General features: G+C 57.0%; 14 protein-coding genes and 4 tRNA genes. 3 read left to right on the forward strand and 15 right to left on the reverse strand.

The window, feature by feature from the left end; translation table 11 throughout:
• Window positions 1-33 precede the first annotated feature (33 nt).
• From ltrA to AC3IX1_RS19040, 11 genes are all read right to left on the reverse strand, one after another.
• Window positions 34-1,326: a group II intron reverse transcriptase/maturase gene (gene ltrA, locus AC3IX1_RS18990; RefSeq protein ID WP_489385360.1), complete on the reverse strand. Its 1,293-nt coding sequence runs from the start codon at window positions 1,324-1,326 to the stop codon at window positions 34-36.
• Between the two features lie 511 nt (window positions 1,327-1,837).
• Window positions 1,838-3,709, reverse strand: a complete 1,872-nt coding sequence (locus AC3IX1_RS18995) for a SurA N-terminal domain-containing protein (protein WP_489385361.1) — start codon at window positions 3,707-3,709, stop codon at window positions 1,838-1,840.
• A gap of 235 nt (window positions 3,710-3,944) precedes the next feature.
• Window positions 3,945-4,217, reverse strand: a complete 273-nt coding sequence (locus AC3IX1_RS19000; protein WP_002552737.1) for an HU family DNA-binding protein — start codon at window positions 4,215-4,217, stop codon at window positions 3,945-3,947.
• Window positions 4,218-4,366: 149 nt separating this feature from the next.
• Complete coding sequence (gene lon / locus AC3IX1_RS19005; protein ID WP_489385362.1) at window positions 4,367-6,763, reverse strand: endopeptidase La; 2,397 nt, start codon at window positions 6,761-6,763, stop codon at window positions 4,367-4,369.
• Between the two features lie 251 nt (window positions 6,764-7,014).
• Window positions 7,015-8,298 (reverse strand): ATP-dependent Clp protease ATP-binding subunit ClpX, encoded by a 1,284-nt coding sequence (clpX, locus tag AC3IX1_RS19010; protein WP_095167797.1) that lies wholly within the window; start codon window positions 8,296-8,298, stop codon window positions 7,015-7,017.
• A 111-nt stretch (window positions 8,299-8,409) separates the two neighbouring features.
• A complete protein-coding gene (clpP, locus tag AC3IX1_RS19015; RefSeq protein WP_095944368.1) occupies window positions 8,410-9,045 on the reverse strand; it encodes an ATP-dependent Clp endopeptidase proteolytic subunit ClpP in 636 nt (211 codons plus the stop codon).
• Between the two features lie 93 nt (window positions 9,046-9,138).
• A complete protein-coding gene (tig, locus tag AC3IX1_RS19020) occupies window positions 9,139-10,449 on the reverse strand; it encodes a trigger factor (RefSeq protein WP_489385363.1) in 1,311 nt (436 codons plus the stop codon).
• A gap of 386 nt (window positions 10,450-10,835) precedes the next feature.
• A tRNA-His gene (locus tag AC3IX1_RS19025) sits at window positions 10,836-10,911 on the reverse strand.
• Between the two features lie 77 nt (window positions 10,912-10,988).
• Window positions 10,989-11,073, reverse strand: a tRNA-Leu gene (locus AC3IX1_RS19030).
• A 56-nt stretch (window positions 11,074-11,129) separates the two neighbouring features.
• Window positions 11,130-11,205: transfer RNA gene (locus AC3IX1_RS19035), tRNA-His, on the reverse strand.
• A gap of 32 nt (window positions 11,206-11,237) precedes the next feature.
• Window positions 11,238-11,314: transfer RNA gene (locus AC3IX1_RS19040), tRNA-Arg, on the reverse strand.
• 274 nt (window positions 11,315-11,588) lie between these two features.
• Between AC3IX1_RS19040 and folD the strand changes: the two genes are divergently transcribed.
• Both folD and pbpG read left to right on the forward strand, forming a co-directional pair.
• A complete protein-coding gene (folD, locus tag AC3IX1_RS19045; RefSeq protein ID WP_008001570.1) occupies window positions 11,589-12,443 on the forward strand; it encodes a bifunctional methylenetetrahydrofolate dehydrogenase/methenyltetrahydrofolate cyclohydrolase FolD in 855 nt (284 codons plus the stop codon).
• A gap of 234 nt (window positions 12,444-12,677) precedes the next feature.
• The gene (pbpG, locus tag AC3IX1_RS19050) at window positions 12,678-13,616 is read left to right on the forward strand and encodes a D-alanyl-D-alanine endopeptidase (protein ID WP_489388762.1); all 939 of its coding nucleotides are present in this window, start codon (window positions 12,678-12,680) and stop codon (window positions 13,614-13,616) included.
• 58 nt (window positions 13,617-13,674) lie between these two features.
• Here the strand turns inward: pbpG and AC3IX1_RS19055 are convergent, their stop codons facing one another.
• The 3 genes from AC3IX1_RS19055 to AC3IX1_RS19065 form a co-directional block, all read right to left on the reverse strand.
• Window positions 13,675-13,890 (reverse strand): hypothetical protein, encoded by a 216-nt coding sequence (locus AC3IX1_RS19055; protein WP_489385364.1) that lies wholly within the window; start codon window positions 13,888-13,890, stop codon window positions 13,675-13,677.
• A 17-nt stretch (window positions 13,891-13,907) separates the two neighbouring features.
• On the reverse strand, window positions 13,908-14,114 hold the full coding sequence (locus AC3IX1_RS19060) for a DUF6021 family protein (protein WP_489385365.1): 207 nt from the start codon (window positions 14,112-14,114) through the stop codon (window positions 13,908-13,910).
• Between the two features lie 93 nt (window positions 14,115-14,207).
• A complete protein-coding gene (locus AC3IX1_RS19065) occupies window positions 14,208-14,942 on the reverse strand; it encodes a C39 family peptidase (protein WP_489385366.1) in 735 nt (244 codons plus the stop codon).
• Between the two features lie 179 nt (window positions 14,943-15,121).
• On the opposite strand from AC3IX1_RS19065, the gene AC3IX1_RS19070 reads away from it, so the two are divergent.
• A complete protein-coding gene (locus tag AC3IX1_RS19070; protein WP_489385367.1) occupies window positions 15,122-15,286 on the forward strand; it encodes a hypothetical protein in 165 nt (54 codons plus the stop codon).
• A gap of 78 nt (window positions 15,287-15,364) precedes the next feature.
• On the opposite strand, the gene AC3IX1_RS19075 is transcribed toward AC3IX1_RS19070, so the two are convergent.
• The gene (locus AC3IX1_RS19075; protein WP_489385368.1) at window positions 15,365-16,114 is read right to left on the reverse strand and encodes a TerC family protein; all 750 of its coding nucleotides are present in this window, start codon (window positions 16,112-16,114) and stop codon (window positions 15,365-15,367) included.
• Between the last annotated feature and the right edge of the window lie 22 nt (window positions 16,115-16,136).

Raw genomic sequence — 16,136 nt, forward strand, 5'->3', positions numbered from 1 at the left:
CGGGTCCGCACCGGGCGGTTCGAGAGATTGAGGTTATGAGAGTCGCACCAATCCCAGCCTGTCAAACCACGCCACGTCCAGCACTCGATTGAGCTCAAAGCGGCTGTTACGCCACCAACTATAAGAGTTAGCCGCCACTTTCCGTGCCGATTGGCTACTGGCTCCCAGCGCCCGCAGTTCGCGATAAATCGTCGGACCACGCCTCCATTGTTTAAGTTGGATCGCTCGTAATCGATGTCGCATCCACTCATCTAGCCCTCGCCAGACTTTCGGTGTTTGTGACAACCCGAAGCAAGCTTTCCAGCCCAAGAGGTAGGGTCGTAGATTCTCGACAACTTGCCGCAGACTGCGACCACCCGAGCGACGCGTGAGTTCACGTACCCGTTGTTTGAACTGCTTGCGCGCCTTGATCGCCACTGCTCTTTTGACGCCTTGTGGAGAGGCCCAGAAGGCGTACCCAAGAAACTTGCGACCAAATGCACTCGTCACCGCGCTCTTGCTCGAGTTGACGCTCAAGTGCAGCTTTTCATACAAACGCCTCAGCAAGATCATCACCCGCTGGCCCGCCTTGTGACTGCGAACATACACATTCGCATCGTCGGCATAGCGCACGAAGCAATGACCTCGGTGTTCAAGCTCCCGACCCACTTCGTCCAGCAGCACGTTCGCCAGCAGCGGTGACAGCGGACCGCCTTGCGGCGCCCCGCAACGGCTTTTCTCGACCGCGCCATTGATCTGCGTTCCCGCATCCAGATACGCCCGGATCAGTCGCATAACCGCCCGATCCGCAATCCGCTTGCGTAAACGATCAATCAAAATATCGTGGTCGACCCGGTCGAAGAACTTCTCCAGATCCACATCCACCACCACTTTGAGACCCGAGGACACATGACGCTGGGCAGCTAAAACAGCGTCCTGCGCGCAGCGTCCCGGACGAAAGCCGTAGCTGTGTTCACTGAAAGTTGGATCGAGCAATGGCTGCAAGACCTGCAGCAGTGCTTGTTGGATCAGACGGTCGATGACCGTCGGGATACCCAACTCACGTTGACCGCCGTCAGGCTTGGGAATGGCCACTCGTCGTACCGGACTGGGCCGGTAGATACCTGAAAGAAGCTGTTCACGAATCCCTGCCCACTGGGTTAGCAAGTGTTCGGCGGTCTGCTCAATATCCAGACCATCGACTCCCGCTGCACCCTTGTTGGCCTTGACCCGTTTCCACGCCCGTTTCAGGTTTTCTCTTGCAAAGGCCCGCTCCAGCAGCCCTTGCCCTGCGTTGTCGGATTCATCTTGCGGGCGATTGACCTCGTCGCTGACGGGACTTCTCACGGCTTCACCGCTCGCTGTCTCCATCCGCCCCGCGTTTGGCAGGCATCTGACTTCCGGCTTCTCGCATCAACATGGCCTATAACGCTTTCTCTCGTTCGGCCCTTCGTCAAAAAAAAGACTACTACGGCCTCTGCTGACTTCTCGCTCCGGCTGATGCCGTCGCCCTTTCAGGCACAAGGCGAGATCTCCCCAGGTAAGAACGCAATCCTTCCCCGCACAACCGCCGGATTTACGATGCCGCCCTTTGACCACAAGAGCTTTGCGATTTGCTGCCCGCTCGCCCTGGTCGACATAGCCTTGTATCCGGTTCTTGTCCATCGGCTCACGGTTTCGATTCACGCTTCCTCCCCACACTCGGTCGCCCTAATGCAGTTGCGCTTCACTTCGTTCGCTGTGGTCAGCTCACGGTGGGACTTCCACCCACAAGATTGCGCCCATGCTGGGCGCACAACAAAAAAGACCCCGGCCTTTCGGCCGGGGTCTTCTGTGCAGCGCTAAACCTGTTCAGGCATCAGTAACGCTTGATCTCCGCCTGGCTTTCCAGCTGCTTGCGGTAAGCTGCGAAGTCTTGCTGGCCGATGCGGGAAGCGAGGTAGCGACGATACTGTGCTTTCTCTTCCTCGGTCGGTGCCGCGGCTTCGTTCACGCCATTGAGACGCACGATCATCAGGCTGCCATCAGCCAGCGTCACGCTGGTGAAGGTCGGCTTGTCCTTGGCCGCAGGCTTCGCCATGCGGAACAGCGCTTGCAACACCGCAGGGTCGATCCCTTCCTGAGCACGGGTCGCCGCCTCGGTGACTTTCCAGGCCTGGCCGTCGACCGCCTGGTCCAGCGGAGTCTTGCCATCGCGCAGGCCGGCAATCAGGGCGTCAGCCTTGGTCTTGGCATCGGCGCTGGCGTGTTCCTTGGCCAATTGCGCACGGATCGCGGCAGAGACGCTTTCCAGCGGCAATTGCGAAGGCTTCAGGTGCTCCTTGGCACGCAACACGACCACGGTTTCCGGATCGAGCTCGATAGCGGTGCTGTTCGCGCCCTCATCCAGTACTTCCGGGCTGAACGCGGCAGTGATCACGGCACGGTTGGCCGCAATACCCTCACCGCCTTCACGGCCGAACGGCTTGGACGTGTGGACGGTCAGCTTCAGGTCCTGCGCCGGCTGAGCCAGATCGGAGGCTTCGAACGAGGCATCTTCCAGTTGCTTGGTCGCCTCGACAAAACGCTGTTCGACTTGCTGAGCCTTCAATTCGCGGGTCAGCTTGTCTTTCAGGCTGGCGAATGTCGGTACTTCAGGCGCTTCCACGCCCAACAGCTTGATCAGGTGGAACCCGAAATCGGTGCGAACCGGCGCGGAAACCTGATCCTTGGCCAACGAATACAGGGCCTTTTCGAACGCCGGATCGTAGACGCCAGGACCGGCATAACCCAGGTCGCCGCCGTTGTTCGCCGAACCCGGATCCTGGGAGAACTCCTTGGCCAGAGCCTCGAATTTCTCGCCCTTGGCCAGACGGGCCTGGATCTCTTCGATCTTCGCCTTGGCTTGCGCCTCGGTGGTCTTGTCGTTCACTTCAATCAGAATGTGCGCCGCCTGGCGTTGCTCGGACAGATTCGCGATTTCTTTCTGATAGGCCGCCTGCAGGTCTTCGTCATTGACGCTGACCTGATCGAAGAAGGAAGCCTTCTTCAGCTCGAGGTAATCGATGACCACCTGATCCGGCGTCATGAATTCCTTGGCATGCTCGTCGTAATAAGCCTTGACCTCATCGTCGGTCAGCTTGACTGCTGCCGGGTCGGCCTTGATGTTCAGGGAGGCGAAATCGCGGGTCTGTTTTTCCAGACGGGCAAACGCCAGCACCTGTGCATCGGTCACGAAACCGCTACCGGCCAGACCGGCACGCAACTGACCAATCAGCATTTCCTGAGCCAGCATCTGGCGGAATTGCATGCGGGTGTAGCCGAGTTGGCGAATCACCTGGTCGAAACGCTCGGAGCTGAACTTGCCATCCACCTGAAACTCAGGCGTTTGCAGGATGACCTGATCCAGAGCCGCTTCGGAAAAAGCGAATTTCGAATTTTCTGCGCCTTGCAGCAGCAGTTTGCGATCGATCAGGCCCTTGAGAGCCGACTCGCGCAGCATTTTTTCATCGAGCAAGGAAGCATCGAAATCCTTGCCCAGCTGTTGCATAAGCTGACGGCGTTGCATATCGACCGCCTGGCTCAGCTCGTTCTGGCTGATTTCTTCGCCATTGACCTTCGCCGCTTCATTCTTGTTCGTCGTGGCCTGAAAAATGGCGTCGAAACCGGTCAAAGCCATCAGCGCAACGATGACCCCGATAATAGTCTTGGCAATCCAGCCTTGTGAATTGTCCCTGATATTCTGCAGCATGCGTCCCCCAGAAACGGTTGAACTTCAAAAATTAGGCAACCGTGGAGCGTGGGTAGAGTCCGGATAGAAGAAAGGCGCATCCGAGGATGCGCCTTCTCGTAACTGGCGGAGCGGATCGAGGGGCTCGAACTGGCGACCCTCGGTGTCTTGAACCGGCGACCTGCAGGCAGGACTGCCGCTCCGCTGCCAAGTCAGGCATGACCCCGACCCGGATGGGTAAAAACCTGAATCGAACTTAGTTGACAGCTTCTTTCAGTGCTTTACCGGCTTTGAAACCTGGTTTTTTGGCTGCTGCGATTTCCAGCGTCTTACCGGTCTGTGGGTTACGACCAATGCGAGCCGGACGATCAGTTACGGAGAAGGTACCGAAACCAACCAGAACAACAGAGTCGCCAGCCTTGAGAGCGCCAGTGACGGATTCGATTACAGCGTCCAGCGCACGGCCAGCAGCAGCTTTCGGGATATCAGCGGATGCAGCGATAGCATCAATCAGTTCCGACTTGTTCACTCTAAGTCCCCTTATATCTATTTGAGTATGATTCTAAGTTTTTTTGGTAAAAGCAAAAACGAGTGCTGAATGGCCTACAGACACTTAAGAGCCGCTTTATAACAAGGGCTCTAAAAAGCTGTCAAGAAAGCCCCCCAGGCAAATACGTACTAATGCGTGCTAATTCTTTCCTTAGAATCTGCGTCGCGTTTCTCATCCTTCGCGACTATCTCCGGAGCCACATCCGGCAAGGGCTCCGGCGCGTATTGCAGCGCAATTTGCAGGACCTCGTCAATCCATTTAACCGGTTTAATCTGTAGATCCTGCTTGATATTGTCCGGAATTTCCTTCAAATCGCGAACATTCTCTTCAGGAATGATCACGGTCTTGATTCCGCCACGGTGAGCCGCGAGCAGTTTTTCCTTCAAACCACCGATCGCCAGCACCTGACCACGCAAGGTAATTTCACCGGTCATGGCCACATCCGCGCGCACCGGAATGCCGGTCAATGCCGACACCAGGGCCGTACACATGCCTACACCTGCGCTAGGACCGTCTTTCGGCGTTGCCCCTTCGGGCATGTGGATATGGGTGTCACGCTTCTCATGGAAGTCCAGGGGAATCCCCAGACTCTTCGCACGGCTGCGCACCACGGTCAGGGCCGCGGTGATCGATTCGACCATCACGTCACCCAGCGAGCCGGTCTTGATCAACTGGCCTTTACCCGGCACGACAGCGGCTTCGATGGTCAGCAATTCGCCGCCCACCTGAGTCCACGCCAACCCGGTCACCTGACCGATCTGATCCTGCTGCTCGGCCAGGCCGTAGCGGAATTTGCGCACGCCCAGGAAGTGCTCCAGCATGTCTGCGGTGACCTTCACCGAAAAGCGTTTTTCCAGCGCATGTTCCTTGACAGTCTTGCGGCAAACCTTGGCAATCTGGCGCTCCAGGCCACGCACACCGGCTTCACGGGTGTAGTAGCGGATGATGTCGCGGATCGCTTCGTCGTCAAACTCCAGCTCGCCTTTCTTCAGGCCGTTGGCCGTAATCTGCTTTGGCGAAAGGTATTTGACGGCGATGTTGATCTTCTCGTCTTCGGTGTAGCCCGGCAGACGGATCACTTCCATCCGGTCCAGCAACGCCGGCGGGATGTTCATCGAGTTCGAGGTGCACAGGAACATCACATCGGACAGGTCGTAATCGACTTCCAGATAGTGATCGTTGAAGTTGTGGTTTTGCTCCGGATCGAGCACTTCCAGCAACGCCGATGCCGGATCGCCACGCATGTCGCTGCCCATCTTGTCGATTTCATCGAGCAGGAACAGCGGGTTGCGGACCCCCACTTTTGTCATCTTTTGAATCAATCTTCCTGGCATCGAACCGATGTAAGTACGGCGATGTCCACGAATTTCCGCCTCGTCACGCACACCGCCGAGGGCCATGCGCACGAACTTGCGGTTGGTGGCGTGAGCAATCGACTCCGCCAGGGATGTTTTACCCACCCCAGGAGGACCGACCAGACACAACACCGGACCACGGATTTTTTTCACGCGCTTTTGCACGGCGAGGTATTCGAGGATGCGTTCCTTGACCTCTTCCAGACCATAGTGGTCGGCATCCAGAATGTCTTCTGCGCGTGCCAGGTCCAGGCGCACCTTGCTCTGGGCCTTCCACGGCACTTGAACCAGCCAGTCGATGTACGAACGCACCACGGTCGCTTCCGCGGACATCGGCGACATCTGCTTGAGCTTGTTCAGTTCAGCCGTCGCCTTGACCAGCGCGTCTTTCGGCAGGCCAGCGGCATCGATACGCTTTTTCAGCTCTTCGACTTCGTTGTGACCTTCGTCGCTGTCGCCGAGCTCTTTCTGAATGGCCTTCATCTGCTCATTCAGGTAGTACTCGCGCTGGCTGCGCTCCATTTGTTTTTTGACGCGGCCACGAATGCGTTTTTCGACTTGCAGCAGATCGATCTCGGCATCCAGCAGCGCCAGAACGTGCTCGACCCGGGCCGACAAATCGATGATTTCGAGGATTTCCTGCTTCTGTTCGATCTTCAGGGCCATGTGCGCGGCCATGGTGTCTACCAGGCGGCCTGGCTCATCGATGCTGTTGAGCGACGACAGGACTTCAGCCGGGACTTTCTTGCCCAACTGCACGTATTGCTCGAACTGGGAAAGCAGGCTGCGAACGAACACTTCCGACTCGCGCTCTGGGGCGTCGACTTCGTCGATCAGGGAGACTTCGGCACGGCAGTGGCCATCCACTTCGCTGAAGCGCTCGACAGCGCCCCGCTGCTCGCCTTCGACCAGAACCTTGACCGTACCGTCAGGCAGCTTCAGCAGCTGCAGAACGGTGGCAATGGTACCAACGCGGTACAGGGCCTCTTCACCGGGATCGTCGTCAGCCGGGTTTCTCTGGGCCAGCAGAAGAATCTGCTTGTCACCCGTCATCGCAGCCTCGAGGGCTTCGATGGATTTCTCGCGCCCCACGAACAGCGGGATAACCATGTGCGGATAAACCACGACATCACGCAATGGCAGGAGAGGCAATTCGATGGTTGTCTTCATGATTTCGCCTCTACGGCGGCCGTAAGGCCGTAAACAGATGGAAGTAAGCTTGAAACCAAGATGGGGGCTGCTTTGAAAAAAAACAAGCGGATAAAAGTACGACTTAAAAGATTGCAGCTGATGGCAGCGCTTGTGATGGTCCGGACACATCCGAAAATCAGATTGGCTGTCAGTTCGCCTTCGCTGGCAAGCCAGCTCCCACAAAAGCAAAGGGGCCCGAAGGCCCCTTCTTTGTACCGGCTGCGTGACGCTTAAGCGTCTGGCGCTGCCTTGGCAGCAGGCTCACTGTTTTCGTAGATATACAGTGGCTTGGACTTGCCTTCTATCACGCTTTCATCGATCACTACTTTGCTCACCTCGGATTGCGAGGGGATTTCATACATAGTGTCGAGCAATACACCTTCGAGAATCGAACGCAGGCCACGGGCACCGGTTTTACGCTCCAGGGCACGCTTGGCGACCGATTTCAGAGCGTCGCTCCGGAATTCCAGATCCACGCCTTCCATCTCGAACAACTTGGCATACTGCTTGGTCAGGGCATTTTTCGGCTCGGTGAGGATCTGCATCAACGCAGCCTCGTCAAGCTCGTCCAGCGTGGCAAGTACCGGCAGACGACCGACGAATTCCGGGATCAGACCGAACTTGACCAAATCGTCAGGCTCGACTTCACGCAGGGACTCACCGACTTTCTTGCCTTCTTCCTTGCTGCGCACTTCTGCGTTGAAGCCGATGCCGCCCTTGGTGGAACGGTTTTGAATAACCTTTTCCAGACCGGAGAACGCACCACCACAGATGAACAGGATGTTACGGGTGTCGACCTGCAGGAATTCCTGCTGCGGATGCTTGCGACCACCTTGTGGTGGAACGGAAGCGACCGTGCCTTCGATCAACTTGAGCAGGGCCTGCTGCACGCCTTCACCGGAAACGTCCCGGGTGATCGACGGGTTGTCAGACTTGCGCGAAATCTTGTCGATTTCATCAATGTAGACAATGCCCATCTGGGCTTTTTCCACGTCGTAATCGCATTTCTGCAGCAGCTTCTGAATGATGTTCTCGACATCTTCACCCACGTAACCCGCCTCGGTGAGGGTGGTTGCGTCGGCGATGGTGAACGGAACGTTCAGCAAACGGGCCAGTGTTTCGGCAAGCAGGGTCTTACCCGAGCCTGTCGGGCCGATCAGCAGGATGTTGCTCTTGCCGAGTTCGACGTCGTCATTCTTTTTGTCACGCTGGTTCAGGCGCTTGTAGTGGTTGTACACCGCTACGGCCAGAACCTTTTTCGCACGCTCCTGACCAATCACATACTGATCAAGGATGCCGCTGATTTCTTTAGGCGAAGGCAATTTATGCGCGCTGCTTTCGGCCTGTGCTTCCTGCACCTCCTCGCGGATGATGTCGTTGCACAGGTCGACGCACTCGTCGCAGATAAAGACCGAGGGGCCGGCAATCAATTTGCGTACTTCATGCTGGCTTTTGCCACAGAAGGAGCAATAGAGCAGCTTGCCGTTGTCCTCGCCGTTGCGGGTGTCAGTCATTCGTTCGATCCAATCCGATAGGCTTGCAACACAAGATGAAGGCTATTGCGGGCTTTTTCAAGCCCGCAGGTGATCGGACCCGCCGACCAACCTTATTTTGAGCTGCTTATTTTAAGCAGGGCGCTGGCTGATCACTTCATCGATCAACCCGTACTCACGCGCAGCTTCTGCACTCATGAAATTGTCGCGGTTGGTATCGCGCTCGATTTCTTCAAGAGTGCGCCCGCTGTGCTGGGCCATCAGCGTGTTGAGACGCTCACGAATGAAGAGAATTTCCTTGGCATGGATTTCGATATCCGACGCCTGGCCCTGGAAACCGCCCAGTGGCTGGTGAATCATCACACGCGAGTTCGGCAGGCAGTAACGCTTGCCTTGCGCACCGGCCGTCAGCAGGAACGCGCCCATGCTGCACGCCTGACCGATACAGGTAGTCGCCACGTTGGGTTTGATGAACTGCATGGTGTCGTAGATCGACATGCCCGCCGTCACCGAACCGCCCGGGGAGTTGATATAGAGATGGATGTCCTTGTCCGGGTTTTCCGCTTCAAGGAACAGCAGTTGCGCACAGATCAGGTTGGCCATGTAGTCCTCTACCGGACCAACCAGAAAGATCACCCGCTCCTTGAGGAGACGCGAGTAGATGTCGTAGGCGCGCTCGCCACGAGCGGACTGCTCGACAACCATCGGGACCAGGCCGCCTGCGGCCTGGATATCAGAGTTCTGCTGAATATACGAATTACGGAACATGCTCTGCAGTCACTCCCAAATAGTTATGTCTTGAATACGCATAAGCCAGCTCGAAAGCTGGCTTATGGTGTTTGCTTCTTACCGCAAAAGTGATCAGTCGGCTTGTGGTGCTTCTACCGGCTTGACCGCTTCTTCGTAAGAGACCGATTTGTCGGTCACGCTAGCTTTCTGCAGAACAGTATCCACAACTTGCTCTTCCAGCACAACCGAACGAACTTCGTTCAGTTGCTGGTCGTTCTTGTAGTACCAGGACACAACTTGCTCAGGCTCCTGGTAGGCCGAAGCCATTTCCTGAATCATCTCGCGAACGCGGGTTTCGTCTGGCTTGAGGTCGAATTGCTTGACCACTTCAGCCACGATCAGGCCCAGCACTACGCGGCGCTTGGCTTGCTCTTCGAACAGCTCGGCCGGCAGTTGGTCAGGCTTGATGTTGCCGCCGAACTGCTGGACAGCCTGCACGCGCAGACGGTCAACTTCGTTGGACAGCAGGGCCTTTGGCACTTCGATCGGGTTGGTGGCCAGCAGACCGTCCATTACCTGATTCTTGACCTTGGATTTGATCGCCTGACGCAGCTCGCGCTCCATGTTCTTGCGAACTTCGGCGCGGAAGCCTTCCAGACCGGTTTCCTTGATGCCGAATTGAGCGAAGAACTCTTCGGTCAGTTCTGGCAGCTTTGGCTCGGAAACGGTGTTGACGGTCACGGTGAACTCGGCGGTTTTGCCAGCCAGGTCCAGGTTCTGATAGTCCTCTGGGAAAGTCAGGTTCAGAACACGTTCTTCACCGGCTTTTGCGCCAACCAGGCCATCTTCGAAACCAGGGATCATGCGGCCGGAACCCAGAACCAGCTGAGTACCCTTGGCGGAACCGCCAGCGAACACTTCACCGTCGACCTTGCCGACGAAGTCAATGTTCAGTTGGTCTTCGTTTTGAGCGGCGCGATCGGCCACTTCGAAACGGGTGTTCTGCTTGCGCAGGATGTCCAGCATCTTGTCCAGATCGGCATCAGACACGTCAGCGCTCAGGCGCTCTACGGTGATACCTTCGAAACCGGCAACGGTGAACTCAGGGAACACTTCGAATACGGCTACGTATTCCAGGTCCTTGCCAGCTTCCAGGGATTTTGGCTCGATCGACGGCGAACCAGCCGGGTTCAGCTTCTGCTCAACCACAGCTTCGTAGAAGGAAGACTGGATCACGTCGCCTACAGCTTCCTGACGAGCGTCAGCACCGAAACGGCGCTTGATTTCGCTCATTGGCACTTTGCCTGGACGGAAGCCAGCAATCTTGGCCTTTTGGGCGGTCTGCTGCAGACGCTTGTTGACCTGGCTCTCGATGCGCTCAGCCGGCACGGTGACGCTCATGCGGCGCTCAAGAGCAGTAGTATTTTCAACAGAAACTTGCATGGATATTCCTCGTTGCACAGACGTTAGCCGGCCGTTTCCGACCCCAGAATCAAGGGCATGCATTCTAGTGGGTCAAACTCAAGAAGTCACCCTACTGAAAACGGGTAAAAACGCAGCAGGCAATTTATAGGTGCGAATGCACGAATGCACCTCGCCCCGATGGCAAATACAACCAATCACGCCAGGGCTCTGCGCCAACCTTTCCATATATAGAGAAGGCAGCCAATCATCTCCCTGACAGCCGATCTCGCAAGCAAGGCCGGCGGACAGGACAGCACCATCGAGAAACATAAATACGACGAAACGCCCTGCCCCTACGACCCGCAACCGGCGGTCGCTGAAACAAAAAAGGCGCCAGACTTTTCAATCTGGCGCCTTTCGAAATATGGGGTGGACGATGGGGATCGAACCCACGACAACGGGAGTCACAATCCCGTGCTCTACCAACTGAGCTACGCCCACCATATTGCCTGTTAAAGAAGCCAAACAACTTCTTTATCAAACTCCAGCCAGGCCAACAACCTGAGTGAAGCTTTAATTGGTGCGGATGAAGAGACTCGAACTCTTACGCCTCGCGGCGCTGGAACCTAAATCCAGTGTGTCTACCAATTCCACCACATCCGCGGGTGAAGCTTTTAAAGCAAAGGCGCCAGACTGTTAATCTGGCGCCTTTCGAAATATGGGGTGGACGATGGGGATCGAACCCACGACAACGGGAGTCACAATCCCGTGCTCTACCAACTGAGCTACGCCCACCATATCGCGCTACTTGTGCCAAAGCTGCCTAATGGCGCACCCGGCAGGACTCGAACCTGCGACCATCCGCTTAGAAGGCGGATGCTCTATCCAGCTGAGCTACGGGCGCCTTGTTAGCTGTAACCTTGGAGGACTACAAACTAAGTGCTTTCCAGCCTCACAGAATCGTAATCCCGCTCAACCTTCCTAACCAGTGCTAGGCTGTGCCCGACAAGTGCGACGAATAGTATAGAGCCCCCCGAAGGTCGTCAAATCCTTTTTAAAAAAAATTCATTTAATTAAAGGAGTTAGGGGAATTTGCAGACCAAGCGCCTTTGCCCTCACCGCATGACATGCGAGAATGCGTTCTCTTTTTTTCCCCTCTCGATGGTTAATCACGCGCAATGACTGCACAACTTATCGACGGCAAATCGATCGCCGCCAGCCTGCGCCAGCAGATCGCCCAACGTGTCACCGAGCGTCGCCAGCAAGGTCTGCGTACGCCCGGCCTCGCGGTGATCCTGGTCGGCAGCGATCCTGCCTCTCAGGTTTATGTCTCGCACAAGCGTAAAGACTGTGAAGAGGTCGGCTTTCTATCCCAAGCCTATGACCTGCCTTCGGAAACCACTCAGGAAGCGCTGACCGAGCTGATCGATCGCTTGAACGACGATCCTGCAATCGACGGCGTTCTGCTTCAGCTTCCGCTTCCCGAGCACCTGGACGCCTCCAGGCTGCTGGAGCGCATTCGTCCGGATAAAGACGTCGACGGTTTCCATCCTTATAACGTCGGTCGCCTGGCCCAGCGAATTCCACTGCTGCGCCCATGCACCCCCAAAGGCATCATGACCCTGCTGGAAAGCACCGGTGTCGATCTCTACGGGATGAATGCCGTGGTCGTCGGTGCATCCAATATCGTTGGTCGCCCGATGGCCATGGAATTGCTGCTGGCCGGTTGCACCGTGACGGTCACCCACCGCTTTACCAAGGACCTGGCCGGCCATGTCGGCCGTGCGGACCTGGTCGTCGTCGCCGCTGGCAAGCCGGGCCTGGTCAAGGGCGAATGGATCAAGGAAGGCGCGATCGTGATTGATGTCGGCATCAACCGCCAGGATGACGGCAAGCTGGTCGGCGACGTGATCTACGAAACCGCCCTGCCCCGCGCCGGCTGGATCACTCCGGTACCAGGCGGCGTAGGCCCGATGACCCGAGCCTGCCTGCTGGAAAACACCCTGTACGCCGCCGAAACCCTGCACAGCTGAGTTTCAACGCGGAGGCTGACAGCGTGACAAGGAACCCCGCTCTGGCGGGGTTTTTTTTGCCTGCGAGAAACACCGACCGCCCGCCGGAAAATGACTTTTTTTCATGTTTCTCAGGACTTTCACCTGTTACTTGAACAACCATCGACAGTTATTCAGCCATACTCCAGAATGTCGCGCTTTTTACGAAATTGCCCGTTACAAAACGGCGTATCAACACCTTACGAGTCTGCCAGCGTGAAAATCCGTCTTTCCATCCTGAGCCTATTTTTTGCAGTTACAGGGACTTTCATCACGCCAATCGCCAGCGCTGGCGAAACCACCGCAGCGCCTCGAGATACGAAGACACTCAAGCTCGCTTCAGGCAGCTCTTTACTGCTGGATATGCAGACCAACAAAGTCATCTATGCCAGCAATCCGGACGTCGTCGTCCCCATCGCGTCCGTCAGCAAACTGATGACCGGCCTGGTCGTGGTTGAAGCCCGGCAAAACATGGATGAATACATCAACATCAACATCAGCGACACACCGGAAATGAAAGGTGTGTACTCCCGGGTCAAGCTCAAGAGCGAACTGCCGCGCCGGGAAATGCTGCTGATTGCCCTGATGTCATCTGAAAACCGAGCCGCTGCAAGCCTGGCCCACCACTATCCGGGTGGCTATGCCGCGTTCATTGCTGCAATGAACGCCAAGGCCCGGGCCTTGGGCATGACCAATACCCATTTCGTCGAACCGACAGGTCTCTCACCGCGCAACGTTTCGACCGCTCGCGATTTGAGCAAACTGTTGATCGCCGCGCACAAGTACCCGCTGCTGACCGAGCTGAGTACAACCAAGGAAAAGACCGTTTCGTTTCGCAAACCTAACTACAGCCTGGGTTTCCGCAACACCGACCATTTGGTCCGCAAGCCGGACTGGGACATCCAGCTGACAAAAACCGGCTTCACCAACGAAGCAGGTCACTGCCTGGTGCTGGTGACTCGAATGGGTAACCGCCCGGTGGCCTTGGTGATCCTTGACGCCTATGGCAAGTACACCCATTTTGCCGATGCCACGCGCATGCGTAATTGGGTAGAGAGCGGAAAGAGCGCGGACGTACCTTCCGTAGCCTTGCAGTACAAGGCAGACAAGAACCTCAAGCAGCGGCAGAGCGGCGTGGTTGAAGCGTCGAAGTAACCATGCTGCAAACCCATGAAAAAGCCCCGAACATTCGGGGCTTTTTTTCGCCGGATATTCAGTCGTTGGGCAACGGCATCTGGTCGTCATCCGGAATGCCGTCACCGGTACTCGGATCTCTCCAGCCCTTCGGCTTTTCAGAGGGCACAACCGTTGGTCGCGCCAAGGGATCCCTCAACGGGCTGTCGGGATCCATCACCGGATCGGTGCTTTGCTCGGGGGTTGTCGGGACGGTTTCCGGACGCTTGTCGTCGAAACCGGAATCGGTAGACATACGCACCTCCATTGAACCTAGTGCTTCAGATCACCCAGTGGATCGTAGGGCTTGGCCGGGGCCTTGGGGTTGTCCCCCGGCTTCACGTCCCTCGGGGCCTTGGCGGGCCCGATCGGGTCGACCTGTGGATCGGCAAGGTCCGGGGAGTCGGGATCGAAACCGAGCTCATTGCCAGACGAATGTTCAGACGAGTGCGGACCGACGGGCGTTGTGGAATGAGCCATGGGCGCCTCCTGATTTCGGCCCGATAATGTTCCGGGCCCTTAAAGTTCAGAGGCTGGCGACGGGCAATGGTGCCCGTCGGGTGACCAACGGACTCAGTGCGCGGCCAAGGCTTTTTTAGCGTTCGCGGCCGCTTGTTCCTGACCGGCCTGAGCCACATCGTTGGCGGCCTTGAGCCAGCGCTGCTGATCGACCTGAGCCGGGATCTGCGTCGGATTCTGGATCAGCACGGCCCAGCCACCGGCGTCCTTGAACGCCGACTCGAAGGAGCTGAAACTCATCAGTTCGCGTCGATCCATCCCGGCCCGCAGCAGGACCGTCTGCTTCTGGCGGTTGTAGCCGGCCAGAATGGCGTAACGCGGTTCGGCCCACATGGCCGAGCCCTCAGTGAAGCGCACCATCACCGGATAACCGGCGGCGACTTGCGTCAACAAGGCCGCAAGGTTGCTATCGAGGGGATAAACAACCATCCCGTACTCCCGGGCCAGGTTCTGCATGTTCTGTTGCAACTGGGCTTCGCCCCCCGGCAAATGCAAGGGTTTTTCGAGCAGCCCCGGGGTAATCACGATGCCCTGCTGAGACAGCATGCTGGCCAGCACCTGCGGCCCGCTTTGATACGCATCGCCCCGGTAGAATCGGCCGCTGAGTTCGACACGCTCCGGCAAACGCTTGATCTCGGGGGCAACGCTTCCGGCACAACCCGCCAGGCTTGCCACGCAACCGGCGATCAGCATGGTCGACAAAATTCGAGAAAATACCCGCACCATCATCTCTCTCTTGTTCAGGTTCAGACGCCAGGCAATCCCGTTCCCGGCTTGGTCGTCGATCATAGGGCGCCGCGCCGTTACGGTATAGCTCTAAACGGTAGTTGCGTGCATTCGATAGAGCGAACTGGTTGGTGACTGCCGACTTTCGGTCAATAGCCTGAAATGCAGCAACGGCTAGACTGTTCCCTGAAGAGACGACAGCGAAGCGGGAGTGCCCAAAGAAGGGCAAAGAGGAGGCACAGATGAGCCTGACCATGATCATTGTGATGTTGATTGGCGGCTGGCTGGCGGTAGCCGCCGCCATGCTGTGGGGTGTGCTGCGCATTACTCGCCGCCACCACCCTGTTCAGCCAGCACCTGCACCGGAAGCGAACAAGTCGCCAAGCCAACACGCCAACGCTCACTGACAACACGCTTACCCGACACCAACAAAAACGGCCGCCTGCACTCTGGGAGTTCAGGCGGCCGTTTCGTTACAGCGACGCTTAAGCTTCAGTGGCTACGCGCTTCTGCCTGGCCCGACGGGACATCATGTTCAACACCTCGATCGAAGCCGAGAACGCCATGGCCGCATAGACATAGCCTTTCGGTACATGGGCGCCGAAGCCTTCGGCGATCAGCGTCATGCCGATCATGATCAGGAAGCCCAGGGCCAGCATCACCACCGTCGGATTGTCGTTGATGAACTTGGCCAGCGGATCAGCCGCAAACAACATCACCAGCACCGACACCACCACCGCGATGATCATGATCGGCAAATGCTCGGTCATGCCGACAGCGGTAATGATGCTGTCGATGGAGAACACCATGTCCAGCATCAGGATCTGACCGATCGCCGCAGCAAAGCCCAACGTCACGGTAGATGTCTTCGACAACGGATCTTCCGGGGCCGGGTCCATGCTGTGATGGATCTCGGTGGTCGCCTTCCACAACAGGAACAGGCCACCGGCGATCAGGATCATGTCCTTCCAGGAGAACGCGTGGCCGAGAATCTCGATCACCGGAGCGGTCAACTGAACGATGAACGCGATGGTGCTCAACAGGCCCAGTCGCAAGATCAGCGCCATGCCGATACCGATGCGCCGCGCCTTCTGTCGATGCTGCTCGGGCAGTTTATTGGTCAGGATCGAAATGAAGATCAGGTTATCGATGCCGAGCACGATTTCCATCACCACCAGGGTGGCCAGGGCAACCCAGGCAGTGGGGCTGGCGGCAAGTTGTAAAAGGTAATCCATGGGTCAGTCCTGACTCGTTGTA

The organism is Pseudomonas sp. KH_046_2 (assembly GCF_057838985.1).

Coding starts and splice junctions, on each gene's coding strand:
- AC3IX1_RS19070 (WP_489385367.1), top strand. CDS start 15,122: ATGAGCCTGACCATGATCATTGTGATGTTGATTGGCGGCTGGCTGGCG.
- AC3IX1_RS19060 (WP_489385365.1), bottom strand. CDS start 14,114: ATGGCTCATTCCACAACGCCCGTCGGTCCGCACTCGTCTGAACATTCG.
- AC3IX1_RS18995 (WP_489385361.1), bottom strand. CDS start 3,709: ATGCTGCAGAATATCAGGGACAATTCACAAGGCTGGATTGCCAAGACT.
- AC3IX1_RS19055 (WP_489385364.1), bottom strand. CDS start 13,890: ATGTCTACCGATTCCGGTTTCGACGACAAGCGTCCGGAAACCGTCCCG.
- clpP (WP_095944368.1), bottom strand. CDS start 9,045: ATGTTCCGTAATTCGTATATTCAGCAGAACTCTGATATCCAGGCCGCA.
- AC3IX1_RS19065 (WP_489385366.1), bottom strand. CDS start 14,942: ATGATCGACGACCAAGCCGGGAACGGGATTGCCTGGCGTCTGAACCTG.
- folD (WP_008001570.1), top strand. CDS start 11,589: ATGACTGCACAACTTATCGACGGCAAATCGATCGCCGCCAGCCTGCGC.
- tig (WP_489385363.1), bottom strand. CDS start 10,449: ATGCAAGTTTCTGTTGAAAATACTACTGCTCTTGAGCGCCGCATGAGC.
- lon (WP_489385362.1), bottom strand. CDS start 6,763: ATGAAGACAACCATCGAATTGCCTCTCCTGCCATTGCGTGATGTCGTG.
- AC3IX1_RS19075 (WP_489385368.1), bottom strand. CDS start 16,114: ATGGATTACCTTTTACAACTTGCCGCCAGCCCCACTGCCTGGGTTGCC.
- clpX (WP_095167797.1), bottom strand. CDS start 8,298: ATGACTGACACCCGCAACGGCGAGGACAACGGCAAGCTGCTCTATTGC.